Consider the following 18051-nt stretch of genomic DNA (forward strand, 5'->3'; position numbering starts at 1 on the left):
GTCGCTCTCTCCTGCAGTTCGTAATGGAAAAACGCGGTGCGGGTGCGGCCGGACAAGCTACTGGGCCTCCGCCCACTCGGTGTGCCGCGTTTGAAGCTCGGCCAGTCCATCCAGGATCACCGGTGCCGGGTGCGAGAAATACCCGCTTGGCAGACTCACCACCCTCACCGGGCTCGATGCGACCACCGCTCGGCAGCTGCGAGCCTCGGACCCAGAAAAGGTGAACACCACGTCGGCGTCATACTGGTTGATCAGATCGGCCAGTTCGTCAGTGTCCTCCGACAGCCTCAGGTGATGCACACCTGACTGGTTCGCAACGACGTCGAATCCCGCGCGGGTGAAGGCATCATGCAGCCAGGTCTTCGGGCCGTACACGTAGGCCTGCGCGCTGCACGAGGACATCAGGACCGCTCGCTCGCCGGAGGCTCCTACGGCATCGGCCGCCTCCTGCCACGCATCGTCGAATTCGGCGGCGCGCACCGCACCGTCGTCCAGGCCCGCAGCATCCGCAATGCGTTCGAGATTTTCGCGCACGGCATCCATCCCTTCGAAGCCGCCCAGCACGATGGCCCGGGTCCCCGCCGGCACGGTATCGGCCCAGTCATCGCGCTCGACCCAGCTCGAGGTGAACGCCAGATCCGGTTCGACGCGGCTGATCGCCTGCGCGTCCGGGTCCAGAATGCCGCCGGTATCCTCCACGTCGAGATCGTCGTAGCGGCTCGCGCCCACGATGCAGGATGCCAGCCCCAGGTACTCCAGCGAGTGCGTAATGTACGGCGACTGGCTGACAATCCGCGGGCACTCGCCCGCTGTCGCCGTTACCGGAAACACCAACCCCGCGGTCAGGACAAGGGCCAGAAACCCGGTCCCCGGGGTCCATGGCAAGCTGCAACCGAAAGCGCGCGTGTATCGGCAGACCTGAGTGATCATCGGAAACTCCCCTTGTTTGCTGCCCGCGGGCCAACACGGTACGCAACCACGTTCACTCTCCGATCAGGATCATGCGACCGGTGTCCGGGTCGCGGTAGACCTGCCCCATGGATTCGAAGCCCGAGCCGGCCTCGCCGGCGCCCTCGGGCGGGTCCGGGATCTCGCGCCCAGGTTCGATCTCGGCACCGCCGCTGGCCGGTTCCAGTCCGCTCCCCGAGGCGGCCATCACCACCATCAGGCCGACAGCGAACACGAGCATGATGTCGGCCAGATTGGCCAATGGCCCCATCGGCTCTTCGTCAGGGGCATCGAAGCGGCTGGCGCGGTAGTGCGGGACCCTCATGCCGCCGCCTCCAGGCGCTCCATCGCGGCGTCATACCAGCGCCGCCGGAGGCGTCCAAGCAGGAAGCCGAGGATGCCGACCAGCAACCCCAGTACCGTGGTGTTGAACGCCACCGTAACGGCCTGGGCCAGGATTTCCAGTTCCCCACGACCCATCGCGGCCAGCCCTGGACCCAGCGGGATCAGCGTCCCCATCAGCCCGAGCATCGGGCCGATGCGTGCCAGCAGATCCGCGCGGTCGATGCGGCGTCGTGCGCGGTAGGCCAGGCGCTCGGCGTCACCGGTGGCCTCCAGCCGGCGCACTCCGCCGGAACGTTCGCCCAGTGCGAGCCCAAGCTCCCAGACGGCCACCGCGACCAGCACCAGCAGGCCGATGATCACCGGCTCCAGCAGCCAGCGCACCACGGTATCCATCAGCTCCATCGTGATCGAGAACGGCATTCGCGTTTACCTCGTTACCCTTCGTTCATTCATGAAACCGGCCCCGTAGGAGCCTGCTGGCAGGCGAAGCCCCTGCCAAAGTCGGACACGGGCAGGAGCATTCGCCTGCAAGCAGGCTCCTACAGCAAACCGATCCAGCGAGCGTTATCGGCGGCGGCCCGCAACGATGCCGCCAAGCAGCAGCAGGAACAGCGCAGCGGCGACCAGCCACGGGAGCCAGGGCATGCCCGCCGCCGCGTCGCCGGCCTCCTGGCCGCCTTCGGCTTCGGCCGGTTCGGGGATCTCCTGCATCTCTTGCGCCGCCGGGTCTTCCAGCGGCTGGATCTCGGTGACACGACTGGGGTCGGCTTCCGGCTCCGCCCGATCGATCTTTGCGGCCGCCCGCACGGCCTCGAAGGCCTCGCGCAGTTCGGGGTCCTCCAGGCGCTCGGCCACCTCGTCCAGCATGGGGTGATCCGGGCGCGTGTGCCCGCTGCCCGGCAGGCCGTGTTCCGCCACCAGTTCGGCAAAGCGTTCGGACAGTGCCTCCAGTACCTCCGGATCGGCCTCCCAGAACCCGCGACTGGCGGCCACCAGATGCACGGCCTGCAGGTGGGTCTTCACATGCACGTTGTGGCCGTCGGCGAGGAATTCGTCCACGCCCAGTCCGTGCCGATCCTGCAGATACACGTCGTGCACCTCGTCCCAGACCCAGGAGCGGATGATCTCCGGATTCGTCACCTGCCAGCCCCACAGGTTGTCGACGAAGTCCCGCGCCATCGTGCGCGCCCCGGCGTAGCCGTGATCCATCAGCGGCTCGATCCACTGCGGGTTCAGGTTCTGCCCCTGCAGCTCGCGCATCAGCGCGCGGCCGAGGGTCTCCACCCGCGGGTCGTCCGGATCGGCGTGCTGCAGCACGCGGTTGTCCGGCACCTCGCCGCGGATGTTCTCGACCGCGGTCGAGAGCCCGCCCTGGAAATCGAAACCGTCATCGTTGTCCAGCAGGCCGTAGAGGTGCGAGGCGCGCCCGAGGTAGGTGCGCCCGACCTGGCCCAGCCGGGCCTCGAAGGCCTCGTGCGCGGAGCCGCCGGATTCGTCCGCCCCGTAGGCATGTCCCATGCGGCGCATATAGGCGGCGCCCAGTTCGGCACGATCCTCCCAGGCACCGGAACGGTCCGCGAGACGATTGACCCCGGCCCCATAGGCCCCGGGGGCGGTACCAAACACACGCAGCGCGGCCTGCTGACCCGCTTCGACGCCATTGAGGCCTGCGCCGCGCAGGGCCTGGGTGTCTTCCACCCACTGGGCGGCCACGTCGTTGCGCGCCAGCGGCTCGGCGCCCGGATCGCGCAGGTCCGGCCCCAGCGGGGCCAGGGCCGCATCCAGTGCCTCTTCCAGTTCGGGGTACTCGGCAAGAATGGTCTCGGACGATCCGTCCAGCGCGAGGCGGGCGGCGCGATCCAGCCACACCAGCTGGTCCTCGTAGAGGTCGCGGAACAGACCCGAGGTGGTGAACAGGGCATCGCGACGGCGATCGCGCCCGGCTTCGTCGAGGTCCATGCGCTCCAGGCCCTGGACGATCCCGCGACTGTTCCAGGCCGGACGAATGCCCAGCATGTCCATGCCGAAGGCGATCATCACGCCCTCGTCGCGCACGGTATCCGACGCCCAGAGGATGATCGCCTCGCTGCCATCCGCCTCGGGATCGCCGTGTTCGCGGGCATCCGCGGCCAGCTCCTGGCCAATGCCCCAGGCGATGCGTGTGGGCACCAGATCCGCCGCCAGCGCATGGAAGTTGCGCCCGGTCGGCAATACCTCCGGCGTGCGGATCGGGTCGTTGCCTTGCCCGGGCGGCACGAAGCGTCCCTCCAGCGCCGCCAGCAGATGTGCGCGCTCGCTGGCCGGGGATCCACGCAGCTTCGCGTCCCAGTCGTCGCCGATCGCATCATCGCCGGCCATCGACTCGAGCATGGTGTCCACGGCCTCGTCGCTCCAGTCACGCCCGAACACGTGGAGCCCCAGCGGCATCTGGTCTTCCTGCATGTCCGTCAGGTAGTGGCCGATCTCGTGGACCAGCAACTCCTCGTCCATCTCCGCCAGCGCGGTCGTTGCGTGCTCGTCATGATCCTCGCCCGCATGTTCGTCGTCGTGGTCATGCTCATGGGCGTGCTCGTGCGCTTCGTCCCCATGTTCGCGGTGATGATCCGCGTCACGATGCTCGTCACCGTGTTCGTCCGCGTGACCTTCGCCGTGCCCGGTGGTATCGGGTTCATCATGATGACCGTCGTGGTGATCCCCGTGGTCGTCATGGTGGTGCCCGTGGTCGTGATGATGGCCCCGGGCCAGCTCGCGCTCGATGGTCTCGGTCAGGCCGAGATCCTCGATACGTTCGCGCAGGGTCTGGACGGCCCGCGAGCGCGTCGCGGCATCCGGCTGCGCGGCGGCCTCGTAGGTCTCCACCAACTGACGCAGCTCCAGCAGACTGTCGTACAGCTCGGTGGCCGCCAGTGGCGGGGTCAGGTGACTGATCATCACGCCCATGGCCCGGCGTTTGGCCTGGATGCCCTCGCCCACGCCATCGACGATGTAGGGGTAGATAATCGGCAACGCGCCGCCGAGGATCTCGGGGTAGTCATCCGGCGCCAGCCCCGCGCGCCGGCGCGGCAGGAATTCGCGGGTCGAATGACGCCCGACGTAGACCAGCGCGTCCGCCTCGAAGTGATCGCGGATCCAGTGGTAGAAGCCGACATACTGGTGGGTCGGCGGGAACGTGGTATTCGCGTGCAGCAGGCGCTCGCTGACCTCCCAGCCGCGCGGCGGCTGCGGCCCGATGAACACGTTGCCGAACTCGATCCCCGGGAACAGCATCTCGCCATCGCGGGTCATCGCCTCGCCCGGCGGGTCGCCCCAGCCGGTCAGGCCGGGGATGCCCGTGCGCACCAGCGCCTTGCGCAACTGCTCGGTGGTCGCGTGCGCGTCCTCCCCCGCCAGCGTGGCCTCCCAGGCCTCCTCGTACTGGGCCAGCAGGTCCAGTGCACGCTCCTGCGCCGCGTGCGGATAACTCTCGAGCATGTGGCGCAGATCACCGACACCGCTTTCCAGCCCAGCTTGCGCGATCTCGACCTTGTCGGCGGCCCTGGCGGCCTCCAGGCGTGCCTGCAGATAGCCGATCGGGCCGTCGACCAGTTCGGCCCGGACGGGCTCCGGCAGGCTATCGAAATACGCCTGATACTGGTCGCGATCCAGCGAGGCGACCCGGCCGGCGATCGCGTCCAGCGCGTCCGCCTGTTCCGGCAGGTTCACGGCCCGATCCTGGATCATCTCCAGCAGGGTCTCGGCGTCCTCCGGCACCGCGTCGCCCAGGTCGTACCCGGCAGCCTCGAGGCGCTGCAGGATCTCCAGCAGCGACTCGGGGACATCCAGCTTGTCCGCACCGATGTTCTGGCGACCCGGCGGATGGTTGTAGTAGACCACCGCCACGCGCTTGTCCGCGTTGTCCAGGCGGCGCAGCCGCTGCCAGCTCGCCACCCGATCGGCCAGGGCCTCGACCCGCTCGTCGACCGGCTCGGTCAGGGTCAGGCGCACGCCGGTGCGTTCGTCCTGTTCCGGCGCGCCCGCGGTCGCGAGCACCATCGGCTGGCTCATGCCCTGCAACTCCGGCATGGCCACGTGGTAGTGGACCTTGTCCCAGGGGATGCCCTCGTGCGACAGCCGCCACTGGGTCGCGCTCACATCTGCCAGACGGATGCCCTTGATCACCGGGACATCCAGCTCGCCGAAGGCCTCGGCCACCGCCTCGCGGTTGCCGCCCCCGCCGACCACGAAGTCCTGCAGGCTGACGATACCCGCCAGATCCGCCGGCCCGGCCGCCTCGGCCAGCGTCTCGACCGCCTCGCGGCTGGCCCCGCCCCAGCGCGCGAGTACCGCGAAGCACTGGATATCCCGGGCCTCCAGGGCCTTGCAGGCGGCGTCAAGCAGCGCCCGGTCGCCCGGCCGGTCACCGGTATCCAGATCTAGCAACGCCACGGCGGGCCCGTCGTCCAGCTCGAGAGCGTCCGGATTCGGGCTGGAGCTGCCATGCCGGTAATAGCGGACGGTCTCGCGCGGATCCGGCTCCGGCACCTCGATCTCGTGCCCGCCACGCGCGGCCAGCCAGCGCATCAGCCCCTCCATATTCTCCGGCGTGCGTCCCTGGTAAAACGCGCGCCCGGTCAGCCAGTCCGCCTGTTCGGGGAAACGCTCCCGCTGTTGGGCCAGGTGCACGCGCGGGTCTTCGCCCGGGTCGGGGTTGGCCGCCAGTTCGGTTCGCTTCTCGTCATCGAGACCCACGAGTACGGCCTCGCCGCCGATCCGGGACAGCGCCGTCAGGTGACGCACGCTGTTAATGGCCAGAATCGGGGCCCCCTCGGGCGGCGGGGCCTCCCGCAACAGACGGTCGAGGCGCGCGGCCTGGTCCCCGAAAACAGCCGCAACGAGTATGGCGTCGGCCTCCCGCCACAGCGCCGATACCGCCTCGTCCGACTTGTCCGCGAGTTGCTTCGGTGTCCGCAGGATCACCTCCGCCTGCGGATGAGCCTCCAGGAAGCGATGCGCGCCAGCGGCCACCTCCGCCGCCGAGCGATCGGAGACCACACCCACCACGAGCGGACCCGCATGGGCCGGTACCATTCCGAAAAGAAAAAGCGCGAAGATGCTCAGGATCGTGCAACGAAAACGCATGGAAACTTCCCGATAAACAGGTGCAATAGGGCGCGAGGCGTGTACTCGACACGCCTCGACCGTTGCAATGGGAATGGGACGCCGCCACCGCGGCGCCCCCACGAAGACCCGTCAGCCGCGCTGGTTCGCCGGTTGCCAGAGGACCTCGGTACCGTTTTCGTGACGAGCCAGCACACGGCAGAGCACGAACAGGAGATCCGACAACCGGTTGACATAGGCCAGCGACGCCGGACGCAATGCCTCGTGGTGATTGAGCGCCACCAGACGCCGTTCCGCACGCCGGCAGACGGTACGCGCAATGTGACAGTCGGCCGTAGCGGGACCCCCACCCGGAAGGATGAACTCCTTCAGGGCGGGCAGATCCGCGTTGAAGGACTCCAGCTCCACGTCCAGACGCTCCACGGAAGCCTCCGGGAGGGCCTGATGCCCCGGCACGGCCAGTTCCGCTCCGAGATCAAACAACTCGTGCTGTACCAGCGCGAGCGAGCGCCGCACCTCCTCCGGCAGGTCGTGGACCAGCAACCGGCCCACCACACTATTCAGCTCATCCACGTCACCAAACGCCTCGACGCGATGCGAGTCCTTGTCCACCCGCGAGCCATCCCCGAGGCCTGTCCGGCCTTCATCACCCGTACGGGTCGCAATCTTCGACAGTCGATTACCCATGGATCACCTCTGCTGATAGCGGAGCTTCATGAACGCGGCGCGCCCCGGCTGGTTGTAGCCAAGGGCCGTCTCGTAGTCCTTGTCGAACACGTTCTGAACCGAAGCTTGGAGCTGCCATTCCGGATGGATCTGATAGCTCGCGCGCAGGTTCAGCAAACCGTACCCGGAGAGACGCTCGTCATTATTGGCGTCGTTATACGAGCGGCTCTTGGCAATCACCGAGCCCCCCAGCGAGAAACGCTGAAACTTCCGATCGATATCCACACGGGCCGTCACGGGTGAACGCCGTTGGAGCTCGTTGCCTGTTTCACGATCCTCTGCATTCAGAAGGGTCAACGAAGCGCGCGAAATCCAATCATAACGTTCGTATCCACCCTCCAACTCAAGCCCGGCAATCCTCGCTTCGTCGACGTTTTCAGGCGGCCAAACTGGAATCATTTTTTCCACTCTCGATTGGAAAATCGAGGCATCCAGATACCCTTGATCAAAGCTAGCGCGAAGGCCTATTTCAGCCGTTTCGGACTCTTCTGCTTGAAGTTCTGGATCACCCGCCCCCGGCCAATACAGTTGGTTAAACGTAGGCGCATTGAAGGCCGTTCCATAAGACGCGCGCAGCCGTAGGATGTTGGTAGCCTGCATACCCCAGGCTACCTGCCCCGTCACCTTGTCGCCGAACTGTTCATTATCGTCGTAACGCAAACTTCCCTCGAGATCATGGCGGCCCAGGCCAACCTGCACCACCGAGTATGCGCCAACGTTGTATCGCGAATCTTCAACGTAATCGTTGGTGCTATCCACCCGGTCTTCATACGCATCGATCCCGGCAATCAAATAAACACGATCCGTTATCTCGAGATCGTTTCGCCAATCCACACCATTGCGTTTAGTGTCGAAGCGGGAAGAAAAAACGCCATCGCTAAAGTTATCGTTCTCATCGCGACTGTGACTAACACTGACTTCGGTATCCCAAAGCGGTGTTACAGGCACTCGCAAGCCAGCACGAAGGGCGGCATGCCGAAAATCGGTTTCATCTTCGAAGCCGTCGATTTCGGTTCTACCCTCGGAATACAGCACACTACCGAAAACCTCGACCCCATTATCGAGCCGGTGCGAGACCTTGGTGGCAAGTGAGGTGTTGTCATAGCCATCGCGGTCTTCATCGCCCACACCGTCCTGGACGTTGATACCGTCGGTATCAAAGTGGCTGACCGAAAAGCTGTAGTTCGTATTATCGGTACCCCCGGCGACACCGACCCCGGTCTCCCAGGTATTGAAGCTCCCACCGCCGACGAAGGCATTGACCTTCGGTGGGCCCTTGCGGCCCTCACGGGTAAAGACTTGCACGACCCCGCCGATCGCGTCCGAACCATAGATGCTGGTGCGCGGGCCGCGCACGATCTCCACCCGCTCGATCTCTTCCGGAGGCAGGAATTGCCAGCTTGCCCCGCCACCCGTCGCCGAACCCATTCGAACTCCATCGACCAGCAACAGGGTGTGCCCAGAGCTCGACCCCCGCGTGAAGACGGAAGTGGACTTGCCGAAAGCGCTGTTCTGGGAAGTTTCGACCCCCGCGCGGCCCTCCAGCAGATCGGTGAACTGCTGGGGCTGCAGGCGCTCGATCTCTTCGCGGTCGATGATGGTGACCGAAGCGAGCGTCTCGTCGACGGTCTGCGCGATGCGAGAGGCGGTGACCTGGACGGTCTCCAGGGTCTGCGCGTCGTTGGTATCCGGCGTATCCGCCAGAGCGGGACTGGTGGCCAGCAGGATGGCCGTGGAAAGTGCTGTGCGTTTCATGTCGTCTGTGTCTCCCGGCGAGCCGCCCGCACGCCGTTGATTCGTCGGGATCGCGCGAACAGGGGGAGACAGACACGAGGGGGATCGGCCACAACCGGCTAGCGGCCAGGCCCGATCATCCGCCTCGCATGCCCGCCGCATGCCGCGCGATCATTCCCTGGCCGGTCTCCGGGCTGACGAGCGTTCCGGTGCGGCGCCTTCCCGAACCTTATGTTCAGTGGCACTGGCCGCGACCATCAGGGACCGTCGGGCGGTCCCTCGCTCGATCACCGTTGCGGGGGCAGCGTCGGTTTCGTCCGTAGGCCTCGGAGACCTGCCCGGACTCACCGAACTTCCCGTTTAACCCGCCAGGTCGAGCCTGGCCGGGCACCGGGGAACGCGGCGAACACTACACAATTGGGCGCAAAATTACCAGCCGGGGGAGATTCGATCTCGCACAACCGGAACCGTCGAACCAGGCCCGTCGCGACGGATCATCAGCGGCGGCGCCGCTCCTCGGCGTGGAGATAGCGGGTCCCGCGCTTCAGCAGCAGGCCCCAGGTCTTGTCCTGCAGCATGGCGTCAAACTCGGGCGACCGCTCGGCGCGCAGTGCCACGGGATGCGACTCGTCGCCGGCATGCGTTGCCAGCATGTCCAGGCGCTCGCGGTTGGCGCCGTACTGCTCGACCAGGAAATCGCGCATCGAATCGCTCAAAGGCAGGTGATAGATACGCGTGAGGCGCATCGCCAGCCATTCGGCCATGCGCCCGAGATCCTGGCGGACCTTGCGCACCATGGCCGAGCCCAGACCCGCCTTGGCATCCGCGCTCATGCCCACATACAGCCCCCCGAGATACGCGGCCGGGTTGGCGTAGATCGCACGCTGGATGCTCGGGTTGGTGAGGTCCACCAGCGGCTCCAGGATCAGGGCCAGCTGGATGCCGATGCGCTTGGCCGTCTCGGCGTCCAGCGCTGCCCCTCCGAAGTAGAACAGGTCGCCCTCACGCTGGATCTTCAACTCCTTAAGGAAGTTGCAGAAGTCGTTGGCCAGCTTCAGCTTCTGGTCATCGGTCAGCTCGATCAGCTCCTCGCTGACCCGGATACCGCGCACACTGCGCTTGAACCAGCGCTTCTCGCCCCGCTTCTCCACCTGGGCGCGGCGCAGGGCCTCCCAGCGCTCCACCGCATTGGCGTAACGGCTCTGCGCCTGCATCAGCTGGTCGCGCGCCTCGCGCAGGTCCTCGACCCGCCGCAGTGCCAGTCCCAGGAGCTGCCCGTCCGGCGAATGTTCCCCCGGTTCCCGATCCTCCAGAGTGCGCAGTGCCTCCAGGACCTGGCGCCCCAGGTCGGTTACGGGCTCGCGCAGAGCCTGCGGATCCAGCCCCGAGGCATCGCTCTGGGACAGCAGAATACCGAGCGAGCGCAGGCGGCTGACCACCCCGGCCTGCGCCACGCGAAAGCGGTTGCCCTGGGATTCCAGTCGGTCCAGGGCGGCCCCGAGCTGCCAGCCACCGGACCATTCGAAGCTCAGGCGCTTGATCTGGCGCCCGTTCACGAGCTCGAACGCGAGCACGAAGATCGCCTGCACATCGTCGAGGGTGCACCGGGCCAGGTCGTCGGCATCGGCGGCGGAAAACAGGCGGTCCAGGAACTGGTCCACCCGGCGCACGCCATCCTCCTGGGTCGGCGCCACGCCGCGCAACCGATCGCGCAGCAGGTCGGCGACCTCCGGGGCCTCGTGGTGCAGCTTCTCCAGGGCCGCGAGCCGCGAATCCTCGGTCGCGCCCACCAGATCGCCCACGCGCGAGCGCAGGCCCAGGCGGCGATAGATCTCGATCTGCTCCGCGGCAGCCGCCAGGCTGGTATCGCCGGTCATCTCGCGCACCGCGACGGCCACCCCCTCGGGCGAGATATCCACCTCGTGGAGCAGCACCTCGGCCGCCTTGCGCCGGCGCATGTCCGGTGCGAGCTCGCTCATGGCCAGATCACGGGTCACGAACAGCAGGTCCGGCAGCAGGTCGATCGTGTTGCGCAGCTGGTCGCGCGACTGTTCCTGGCGTTTGCCGCGGGTGGCATCGGCGACAAAGCGCGCCACCAGGCCGATCACCCCGAACAGCAGGGTGTAGACGGCGAAGAAGATGAAGTTCTGTGCCGGGGCGGCATGCCCGAAACCGAGAAAATACCCGCCCTGCATGGCCAGGAACGTGACCGGTCCCGCCGCCCACAGCAGCTGGAGGAAATTGAGCGACCAGGGGACGCGCCGCGCGGTGGCCGCCACCTCGGTGATGCGGCTGCGGCCGGCCGCCTCGATCAGGACGTTCTCCTGCGACGGCCCGACGGCCTGCGGGTCTTCCTGACCCGGTGCCTCCCTGCGTTTACGAAAGCGACCGAACACGCGCCCCTGCTCCGGAATGGATGGTCACCGCCGGCATGGCCGCAACGTCCCCATTAGTGTAGGGAAAGTACGTTCGGTTCGCGCGCTCCGGACCCCGTTTTCGCGCCGTTCCCGGCGCATTCGGCCACCCCTCAGGCCGCGTTGCTGCGCCGTGCCTGGGCCTCGCCGGGCGGGATCGAGACCACCTCGGAAGCGTCGTCGCGGTAGAGGTAGTCGCGCGTCAGCGGCACCGCGTCCTGCTGCTTGGCCATCTGCACGTGGAAGACCACCTGTCCCCACCAGCGGAAGGTCCCCTCGCAACTGGCCAGATAGAACTCCCACATGCGGCAGAAGCGCTCGTCAAAGCGCGTCACGGCCTCGGCCCGGACCTTCTGGAAGCGGCGGTACCACTCAGCCAGTGTCTCGGCATAGTGCAGCCGCCAGAACTCGATGTCCGTGGTGTACAGCGGGGTGGGTTCCAGCGCACTCATCACCTCGGACAGCGCCGGGGTGTACCCGCCCGGAAAGATGTACTTGCTGAGCCACGGGTTGGAGGTGCCCGGCGGCTCCTGCCGCCCGATGGTATGCAGCACGGCGATGCCGTCGGGCGTCAGGAGGTCGTGTACCCGCTGGAAGAACGTACCGTAGTTGGGTGTGCCGACATGCTCGAACATGCCGACGCTGACAATCCGGTCGTACTGGTCCTCGTGCTCGCGGTAGTCCTGGTAGAGAAACCGCACCCGATCCTCCAGCCCGCGTCGCCCGGCCTCCTCCCGGGCCACCCGCAGCTGCTCCCGGGACAGCGTCACGCCGTCGACCTGCACGTCCGCGTGCTCGGCCAGATGGAAGGCCAGGCCGCCCCAGCCGCAACCGATATCAAGGACTCGCATGCCGGGTTCCAGGCGCAGCTTCCTGCGCAGCATCGCGCACTTGGCCTGCTGCGCTTCCTCCAGCGTCATATCGGGCCGCTCGAAGTAGGCACAACTGTAGAACATGCCCTCGTCCAGGAACTGGCGATAAAGCCACTCGTCTACATCATAATGATGGGCGATGTTCTGATAGCAGCGCGCCACCTTGTTGCCCTGCTCGATCAGCGCCCGGAGCATACGCACCGCCGGATTGACACGCTGCTGGAACATCGGCGCGAAGTTGCGCATAGCCACATCCAGGAACACCTGCAGGCCCTCGGGGCCAGGCGACCACATGCCGTTCATGTAGGTCTCGCCCAGCTGGAATCCCGGATCGCGACCGATCTTGCGCAGCGCCGCCCGGTCATGCAGCTGCATCGTGATCTCCGGCGTACCGCTACCGAAACGCTGCTCGCGGCCATCCGGGTGCCGCAGCACAAAGGTCCCGTAGCGCATGTATTGCTCGAGTAACCGCTCGATCATCTTGACTCCTGTCCTTGTCTCGGCGGCCCGTGCGCAACGCGTGGGTTCCAGGCCGTTGCCGCGCCACCCAATGTAAACTGAGTCTAAATATTGTTATCTCGCGTTGTCCATGCCTGATGCCGCGCGCGGTGAAGTGGGCGGCCGGCGCCGCTTCGAGACCCGTAATAACCCCGACCCGAATCACCTGCATTCCACAGGGACAGTAGCGCATTCCCGAGCGTGATGGCAGACCCCGAAAATCCCTTTCCCCAATTCCGAAAAAACGGCTACCCTGCACTCATGACGCTACGACCCACCCAAGCCTGTCAGCACTGCACCCTGCGCCAGCTCTGCCTGCCGGTCGGCCTGCCGCAGGACGAGCTCTGGCAGCTCGACGAGATCGTCCAGCAGCGCCGGCCGATCGCCAAGGGCGCGGCCCTGTTCACCATGGGGACCAAGTTCGACGCGCTGTATGCGGTCCGCACGGGGGCGCTGAAGACGGTGCTGATCTCCGATGACGGCACTGAACAGATCACGGGCTTTGCCCTGGCCGGCGACCTCCTGGGACTGGACGCGATCCATTCGGGCAAGCACCCGGTGAGTGCCGTGGCCCTGGAATCCACCAGCGTCTGTGCCGTGCCCTACGGGCATGTCGACGACCTCGCCGGGCGCCTGCCCACGTTCCGCCAGCACATGATGAGCGTGATGAGCCAGGAGCTCGCGCAGGACGAAAGCCTGCATGCGCTGCTTGCCCAGCGCACGGCCGAGCAGCGCCTGGCGACATTCCTCGTGGGGCTGTCGGAACGCCAGCGCACTCGCGGCCTGTCCCCCGAGCGGTTCTACCTGCCGATGTCGCGCGCCGACATCGCCAACCACCTGGGCCTGACCCAGGAGACCATCAGCCGACTGTTCACCCAGCTGCGCAACCAGGGCGTAATCAGCCTGCACACCCGCGACCTCGAGATCCTGGAGCCCGAGAGTCTGCGGAACACCGCCGGGGTTACGTTCACCTCCTCCGCCGCGAGCAGTGCCTGAATCCGGAGGCACCCCGGAGGAGCCGTCGACGGACTTCGAGGCCTTCTGGCGCTTCGCCGGAACCCTCTGGGCCGACCCCGATGCACGCGCGCGCCTGCTGCGCTGGCAGGAGCACTTCGGGGTGGATGTGATGCTGGCGCTGTTCGCCCTGTGGTACCCCCGACCGCTGACGACCTCTCAGTGGCAACGGCTCGCGCAAACCGCCCGCCGCTGGCAGACCTCAGCCACCGGACGCATCCGCGCCCTGCGCCGCCAGTTGCACACCCCCGAGCGCGACACGCTCTACCGCGCGGTACTCGCGCTCGAACTCCAGAGCGAGCGCCTGGCGGGCCTGCAACTGCTCGCGCAGGCCCGCCAGCTCTCGACGCCGGATAGCCGGTCCCACGCCGTGAACCACCGGCGCCGACTGCACACGCTGTTCCCCGCATTGCCGGAGGCCGAGATCCGCGACGCGCCACACACTCCGGATGGGTGTTCTCAATAGCGTGTCCACGCAGGGACGTACGTAGCGGCATGCCGGCTGCATGCGCTGGCGGTTCCGGCTATCCTCCCCGGCATACAGACCCTACACGGCAGGATTCATGTCCGACGATCTGCGCACCCAGCTCCTGAAGACGGGGCTGGTGGACGAAAAACAGGTTCGCAAGGCCAAGGCGCAAAAGCATCAGGCGCAAAAGGGCAACGCGAAAAAGAAGAAGGACCGCAAGACCGGCCCCGAGCCCGGCGTGGCCGAGGCGCGCAAGGCCGAGCAGGCCGAACGCTCGCGGCAGAAGAACCGCGAACAGCAGGAGCGTGCCGAACGCCGCGCCCGCCACGCGCAGATCCGCGAACTGGTCAGCACCCACTTGGCGCCGATCCCCGCGGGCGATGCCGCGCTGGACTATCACTTTCAGCAGGGGGGGCAGATCCGTCACCTACCGGTGACAGCGGATCTGCAAAAGCGCCTCGCCGACGGGCGCGCCGCGATTGCGGGGCTGGATATCCGACCGGAGAAGGGCTTCCGGGTCATCCCGCGGGAGACAGCGAACCGCATCCGCGAGCGCGATCCGGAATGGCCGCTGGTGATTCCGGCCGAGGATGATGCGTCGTCCGAGCCCGACCCGGACGACCCCTACAAGGATTACGTCGTCCCCGATGACCTGATGTGGTGAGGGCAAGGGGCACGCACGGACCGGCGGCCCCGCGGGTCCGTCAGTCCGTGGTGCGCTTCACGTCCGCGGCCGGCATGCCGGACTGCTGCGGACGCCGGGCCTCGTCACTGGACATATCCTGAGGGGTTAGTCCCCCCTCCCCCAGACTCTGGGGTGCACCCACCGACTCCTCCTCCGGCGCGCCGTTGCCACAGCCCAGGGCCAGCAGGCCCACGGCGGTCAGTCCGATCACCAGGGGGGTCGCTCGCTGAATCTCTCGCATCGCTATCGCTCTCGGGTGTTTTCAGGTCAAAGCGTGCAAGCCCACGGCCCGTCGCGCAAGCGCCGGCGTGAAGATCACGGGCCTGGCACACGCCCTTGAGACCCGCCTGGCTGCGGATTCGCTGTCAGACGGTCCCGACCGGCAGGATGCGGGTCCCGGCCTGGCCGTCCAGGATATCAGCGGCATGCCCCAGCGCACCGATCCCGACCCGGATGCCGCCTTGCGCCGCGCGCCGCGCCGCCTCCATCTTCGGGCCCATGGAACCCGCGGGGTAGGCCGCCGGCTCCACGGCCGTGACCAGCAGGGCCTTCAAGCGCCGAGCGTCCGGCGTACCCCAGTCCATATAGACGCCGTCGACATCGGTCAGCATCAGCAGCCAGTCGGCCTCGACATGCGCGGCCAGACGGGCGGCCGTCAGGTCCTTGTCGACCACAGCCTCGATGCCCTGCAGGCGCCCGGCCGCGTCGCGCACGACTGGCACACCCCCGCCACCGGCGCAGATCGCGACAGCGCCACTATCCACCAGGGAGCGTACCGCCTCCATGCCCAGCAGGCGCTGCGGCTCGGGCGAGGCTACCACGCGCCGCCAACCCTCGCCGTCGGGCGCGATATCCCAACCGCGCTCGTCGGCCAGCGCACGAGCACGGGCTTCATCCCAGGTGGGGCCGATGAATTTCTCCGGATGGCCAAAGGCCGGATCGTTGGGGTCGACCTCGGTCTGCGTCAGCAGGCTCGCCACCCGGTCATGCCCCAGTGCGTTGTGCAGCTCGCGCGCCAGGATGTAGCCGATCATGCCGTGGCTCTCGGCGCCGACAACGTCCAGCGGCCAGGCGATGCGATCGCACTCCGCCTGATTGGCCAGCAAGCCAACCTGCGGCCCGTTCCCGTGGGTGACGACCACCTCGTGCTCGCGCGCCACGGCGGCGATCGCCTCGGCGGCCTGTTGCGCGTTGCGCTGCTGGGCCTCGGCCGAGGGGGTCTCGCCACGTTGCAACAGGGCGTTGCCGCCCAGCGCGATCACGATGCGCATGGCGGTCCTCCGGGGGATTTGGTGGGTGTCAGGTCCGCGGCAGGGTGACGCCGCGCTGCCCCTGGTACTTGCCGCCGCGATCCTTGTAGGACGTCTCGCAGACCTCGTCGGACTGCAGAAACAGCATCTGCGCCACACCCTCGTTGGCGTAGATCTTGGCCGGCAACGGCGTGGTGTTGGAGAACTCCAGCGTCACGTGGCCCTCCCACTCGGGCTCCAGCGGGGTCACGTTCACGATGATGCCGCAGCGGGCATAGGTGGACTTGCCCAGGCAGATGGTCAGCACATCGCGCGGGATACGGAAGTACTCCACCGTGTGCGCCAGGGCAAAGGAGTTGGGCGGGATGATGCAGACATCCGACTGCACATCCACGAAGCTGCCCTCGTCGAAGCCCTTGGGATCGACGATGCTGGAATTGATGTTGGTGAAGATCTTGAAATGATCCGAACAGCGCACGTCGTAGCCGTAGCTGGAGGTGCCGTAGGACACGATCCGCTCCTCGTCGCGGTAGCGGATCTGGCCGGGCTCGAAGGGCTCGATCATGCCCTGCGTCTCGGCCATCTCCCGGATCCAGCGGTCCGACTTGATGCTCATTGGCCCTGTCCCTGGTCGGCGGTTCGCCGGATCAGTTGTTCTGAATCACGATATTGGGGAACTTGCTGCTGTAGTCCTTGGACTGCTCCGCCAGCTTGGCGCCGGTGCGCCGCGCGATCTCGCGATAGATCTCGGTAATGCGCCCATCCGGGTCGGCGATCACGGTGGGCTCGCCGCCATCCGCCTGTTCGCGGATGCGGATGTCCAGCGGCAGGGCGCCCAGCATATCCACGCCGTACTCCTCGGCCATGTTCTCCGCCCCGCCCTGGCCGAAGATGTACTCTTCGTTGCCGCACTTCGAGCAGATGTGGATGCTCATATTCTCGATGATGCCCAGCACCGGCACCTCGACCTTCTCGAACATGCGCAGGCCCTTGCGGGCGTCCAGCAGCGCGATGTCCTGCGGCGTGGTCACGATCACCGCGCCGGACACCGGAATCTTCTGCGACAGCGTCAGCTGGATGTCGCCGGTGCCCGGCGGCAGGTCGATGATCAGGTAGTCCAGATCCTTCCAGTTAGTCTCGTTCAGGAGCTGCTCCAGCGCCTGGGTCACCATCGGGCCACGCCAGATCATCGGCGTGTCCTCCTCGATCAGGAAGCCGATGGACATCGCCTGTACGCCGTGGCGCTCCAGCGGCTCCATGCTCTTGCCGTCCTTGGACTCCGGGTTGCCCTTGATGCCCAGCATGCGCGGCTGGCTGGGGCCGTAGATGTCCGCATCCAGGATGCCGACCTGCGCGCCCTCGGCCGCCAGGCCAAGCGCCAGATTCACTGCGGTGGTGGATTTGCCCACCCCGCCCTTGCCGGAGGCCACGGCGATGATGTTCTTGATCCCCGCCATCGGCTTGAGACTCTTTTGCACCGCGTGCGTCGTGACCTTGGTGTTGATGGTCACTTCCGAGGATTCCAGCCCGGCGACACCGGCCAGCGCCCCCTGGATGGCTGCGCGGAGCTCGTCGTGATAGCCGTTCGAGGAGTAGCCCATCTCGATGGCAATGGAGGCGCGCGCGCCCTCCACCTGAGTGTCCTTGACCGCGCCGGCGGCCACCAAATCCTGCTCCAGGTACTTGTCCTGAACAGTCTTCAGGGCGTTTTCGATCTGCTCGCGCGAGAGTTCGGCCATGGTGTTCGTTCCATCCAGCAATTGAAGGGTGACCGCGCGATTCTACTGGCACCGGTACGGCACGCCAATGGCAACACGCAGTGCCAGTCCTTTCCCGGGGCCCAAACATGCTCATCCGGCCGGGTGTCAAGCCTTTCGCAACGGTTTTATGCACAAACATGGCGCATACGGGGAAGACAGGCCTAGATAGCCGCACAAACGTCCAAACCGCTGCACAATAGTTGCTCAACTTGCTGTTTTATTTGATTTCTTTTGGGTTG

General features: G+C 66.6%; 15 protein-coding genes and 1 riboswitch. Of the genes, 3 read left to right on the forward strand and 12 right to left on the reverse strand.

Features of this window, described 5'->3' with window-relative positions:
• Positions 1-57: 57 nt before the first annotated feature.
• The 8 genes from H609_RS0101335 to H609_RS0101370 form a co-directional block, all read right to left on the reverse strand.
• Positions 58-930 carry an ABC transporter substrate-binding protein gene (locus tag H609_RS0101335; RefSeq protein ID WP_028484125.1) on the reverse strand — a complete coding sequence of 291 codons (873 nt, stop codon included), beginning with the start codon at positions 928-930 and terminating at the stop codon, positions 58-60.
• 52 nt (positions 931-982) lie between these two features.
• Positions 983-1273: a DUF2149 domain-containing protein gene (locus H609_RS0101340; protein WP_018866862.1), complete on the reverse strand. Its 291-nt coding sequence runs from the start codon at positions 1271-1273 to the stop codon at positions 983-985.
• Positions 1270-1713: a MotA/TolQ/ExbB proton channel family protein gene (locus tag H609_RS0101345; protein WP_028484126.1), complete on the reverse strand. Its 444-nt coding sequence runs from the start codon at positions 1711-1713 to the stop codon at positions 1270-1272. Before H609_RS0101345 ends, H609_RS0101340 begins: the two co-directional genes overlap by 4 nt.
• A gap of 144 nt (positions 1714-1857) precedes the next feature.
• On the reverse strand, positions 1858-6411 hold the full coding sequence (locus H609_RS0101350; RefSeq protein ID WP_028484127.1) for a cobaltochelatase subunit CobN: 4554 nt from the start codon (positions 6409-6411) through the stop codon (positions 1858-1860).
• A 111-nt stretch (positions 6412-6522) separates the two neighbouring features.
• A complete protein-coding gene (locus tag H609_RS0101355) occupies positions 6523-7077 on the reverse strand; it encodes a cob(I)yrinic acid a,c-diamide adenosyltransferase (RefSeq protein ID WP_028484128.1) in 555 nt (184 codons plus the stop codon).
• A gap of 3 nt (positions 7078-7080) precedes the next feature.
• Positions 7081-8871 carry a TonB-dependent receptor domain-containing protein gene (locus tag H609_RS0101360; RefSeq protein ID WP_028484129.1) on the reverse strand — a complete coding sequence of 597 codons (1791 nt, stop codon included), beginning with the start codon at positions 8869-8871 and terminating at the stop codon, positions 7081-7083.
• A 141-nt stretch (positions 8872-9012) separates the two neighbouring features.
• A riboswitch (cobalamin riboswitch) is annotated at positions 9013-9260 on the reverse strand.
• An 87-nt stretch (positions 9261-9347) separates the two neighbouring features.
• Positions 9348-11246: a hypothetical protein gene (locus tag H609_RS0101365; RefSeq protein ID WP_018878381.1), complete on the reverse strand. Its 1899-nt coding sequence runs from the start codon at positions 11244-11246 to the stop codon at positions 9348-9350.
• A 131-nt stretch (positions 11247-11377) separates the two neighbouring features.
• Positions 11378-12616: a cyclopropane-fatty-acyl-phospholipid synthase family protein gene (locus H609_RS0101370; protein WP_018866868.1), complete on the reverse strand. Its 1239-nt coding sequence runs from the start codon at positions 12614-12616 to the stop codon at positions 11378-11380.
• Between the two features lie 279 nt (positions 12617-12895).
• Here H609_RS0101370 and fnr point away from each other — a divergent pair, with 279 nt between their 5' ends.
• The 3 genes from fnr (at position 12896) to H609_RS0101385 (ending at position 14781) form a co-directional block, all read left to right on the forward strand.
• Positions 12896-13630: a fumarate/nitrate reduction transcriptional regulator Fnr gene (fnr, locus tag H609_RS0101375; RefSeq protein WP_028484130.1), complete on the forward strand. Its 735-nt coding sequence runs from the start codon at positions 12896-12898 to the stop codon at positions 13628-13630.
• Positions 13623-14114: a DUF2390 domain-containing protein gene (locus H609_RS0101380; protein WP_028484131.1), complete on the forward strand. Its 492-nt coding sequence runs from the start codon at positions 13623-13625 to the stop codon at positions 14112-14114. Before fnr ends, H609_RS0101380 begins: the two co-directional genes overlap by 8 nt.
• A gap of 97 nt (positions 14115-14211) precedes the next feature.
• Entirely contained in the window at positions 14212-14781 is a 570-nt protein-coding gene (locus H609_RS0101385; protein WP_028484132.1) for a DUF2058 domain-containing protein, read from the forward strand.
• A 40-nt stretch (positions 14782-14821) separates the two neighbouring features.
• Here H609_RS0101385 and H609_RS0101390 read toward each other — a convergent pair whose 3' ends face one another.
• From H609_RS0101390 to apbC, 4 genes are all read right to left on the reverse strand, one after another.
• Positions 14822-15043, reverse strand: coding sequence for a hypothetical protein (locus H609_RS0101390; RefSeq protein WP_018866872.1), 222 nt, complete (start codon positions 15041-15043; stop codon positions 14822-14824).
• 124 nt (positions 15044-15167) lie between these two features.
• Complete coding sequence (locus H609_RS0101395) at positions 15168-16073, reverse strand: carbamate kinase (protein ID WP_018875757.1); 906 nt, start codon at positions 16071-16073, stop codon at positions 15168-15170.
• A 28-nt stretch (positions 16074-16101) separates the two neighbouring features.
• A complete protein-coding gene (dcd, locus tag H609_RS0101400; protein WP_018866874.1) occupies positions 16102-16668 on the reverse strand; it encodes a dCTP deaminase in 567 nt (188 codons plus the stop codon).
• Positions 16669-16699: 31 nt separating this feature from the next.
• The gene (apbC, locus tag H609_RS0101405) at positions 16700-17791 is read right to left on the reverse strand and encodes an iron-sulfur cluster carrier protein ApbC (protein ID WP_028484133.1); all 1092 of its coding nucleotides are present in this window, start codon (positions 17789-17791) and stop codon (positions 16700-16702) included.
• Positions 17792-18051 lie beyond the last annotated feature (260 nt).

It is taken from the genome of Thioalkalivibrio sp. ALE17, from assembly GCF_000425605.1.
In the GTDB taxonomy this organism is placed as follows: domain Bacteria; phylum Pseudomonadota; class Gammaproteobacteria; order Ectothiorhodospirales; family Ectothiorhodospiraceae; genus Thioalkalivibrio.

Coding starts and splice junctions, on each gene's coding strand:
- H609_RS0101335 (WP_028484125.1), bottom strand. CDS start 930: ATGATCACTCAGGTCTGCCGATACACGCGCGCTTTCGGTTGCAGCTTG.
- H609_RS0101340 (WP_018866862.1), bottom strand. CDS start 1,273: ATGAGGGTCCCGCACTACCGCGCCAGCCGCTTCGATGCCCCTGACGAA.
- H609_RS0101345 (WP_028484126.1), bottom strand. CDS start 1,713: ATGCCGTTCTCGATCACGATGGAGCTGATGGATACCGTGGTGCGCTGG.
- H609_RS0101350 (WP_028484127.1), bottom strand. CDS start 6,411: ATGCGTTTTCGTTGCACGATCCTGAGCATCTTCGCGCTTTTTCTTTTC.
- H609_RS0101355 (WP_028484128.1), bottom strand. CDS start 7,077: ATGGGTAATCGACTGTCGAAGATTGCGACCCGTACGGGTGATGAAGGC.
- H609_RS0101360 (WP_028484129.1), bottom strand. CDS start 8,871: ATGAAACGCACAGCACTTTCCACGGCCATCCTGCTGGCCACCAGTCCC.
- H609_RS0101370 (WP_018866868.1), bottom strand. CDS start 12,616: ATGATCGAGCGGTTACTCGAGCAATACATGCGCTACGGGACCTTTGTG.
- fnr (WP_028484130.1), top strand. CDS start 12,896: ATGACGCTACGACCCACCCAAGCCTGTCAGCACTGCACCCTGCGCCAG.
- H609_RS0101385 (WP_028484132.1), top strand. CDS start 14,212: ATGTCCGACGATCTGCGCACCCAGCTCCTGAAGACGGGGCTGGTGGAC.
- H609_RS0101390 (WP_018866872.1), bottom strand. CDS start 15,043: ATGCGAGAGATTCAGCGAGCGACCCCCCTGGTGATCGGACTGACCGCC.
- H609_RS0101395 (WP_018875757.1), bottom strand. CDS start 16,073: ATGCGCATCGTGATCGCGCTGGGCGGCAACGCCCTGTTGCAACGTGGC.
- dcd (WP_018866874.1), bottom strand. CDS start 16,668: ATGAGCATCAAGTCGGACCGCTGGATCCGGGAGATGGCCGAGACGCAG.
- apbC (WP_028484133.1), bottom strand. CDS start 17,791: ATGGCCGAACTCTCGCGCGAGCAGATCGAAAACGCCCTGAAGACTGTT.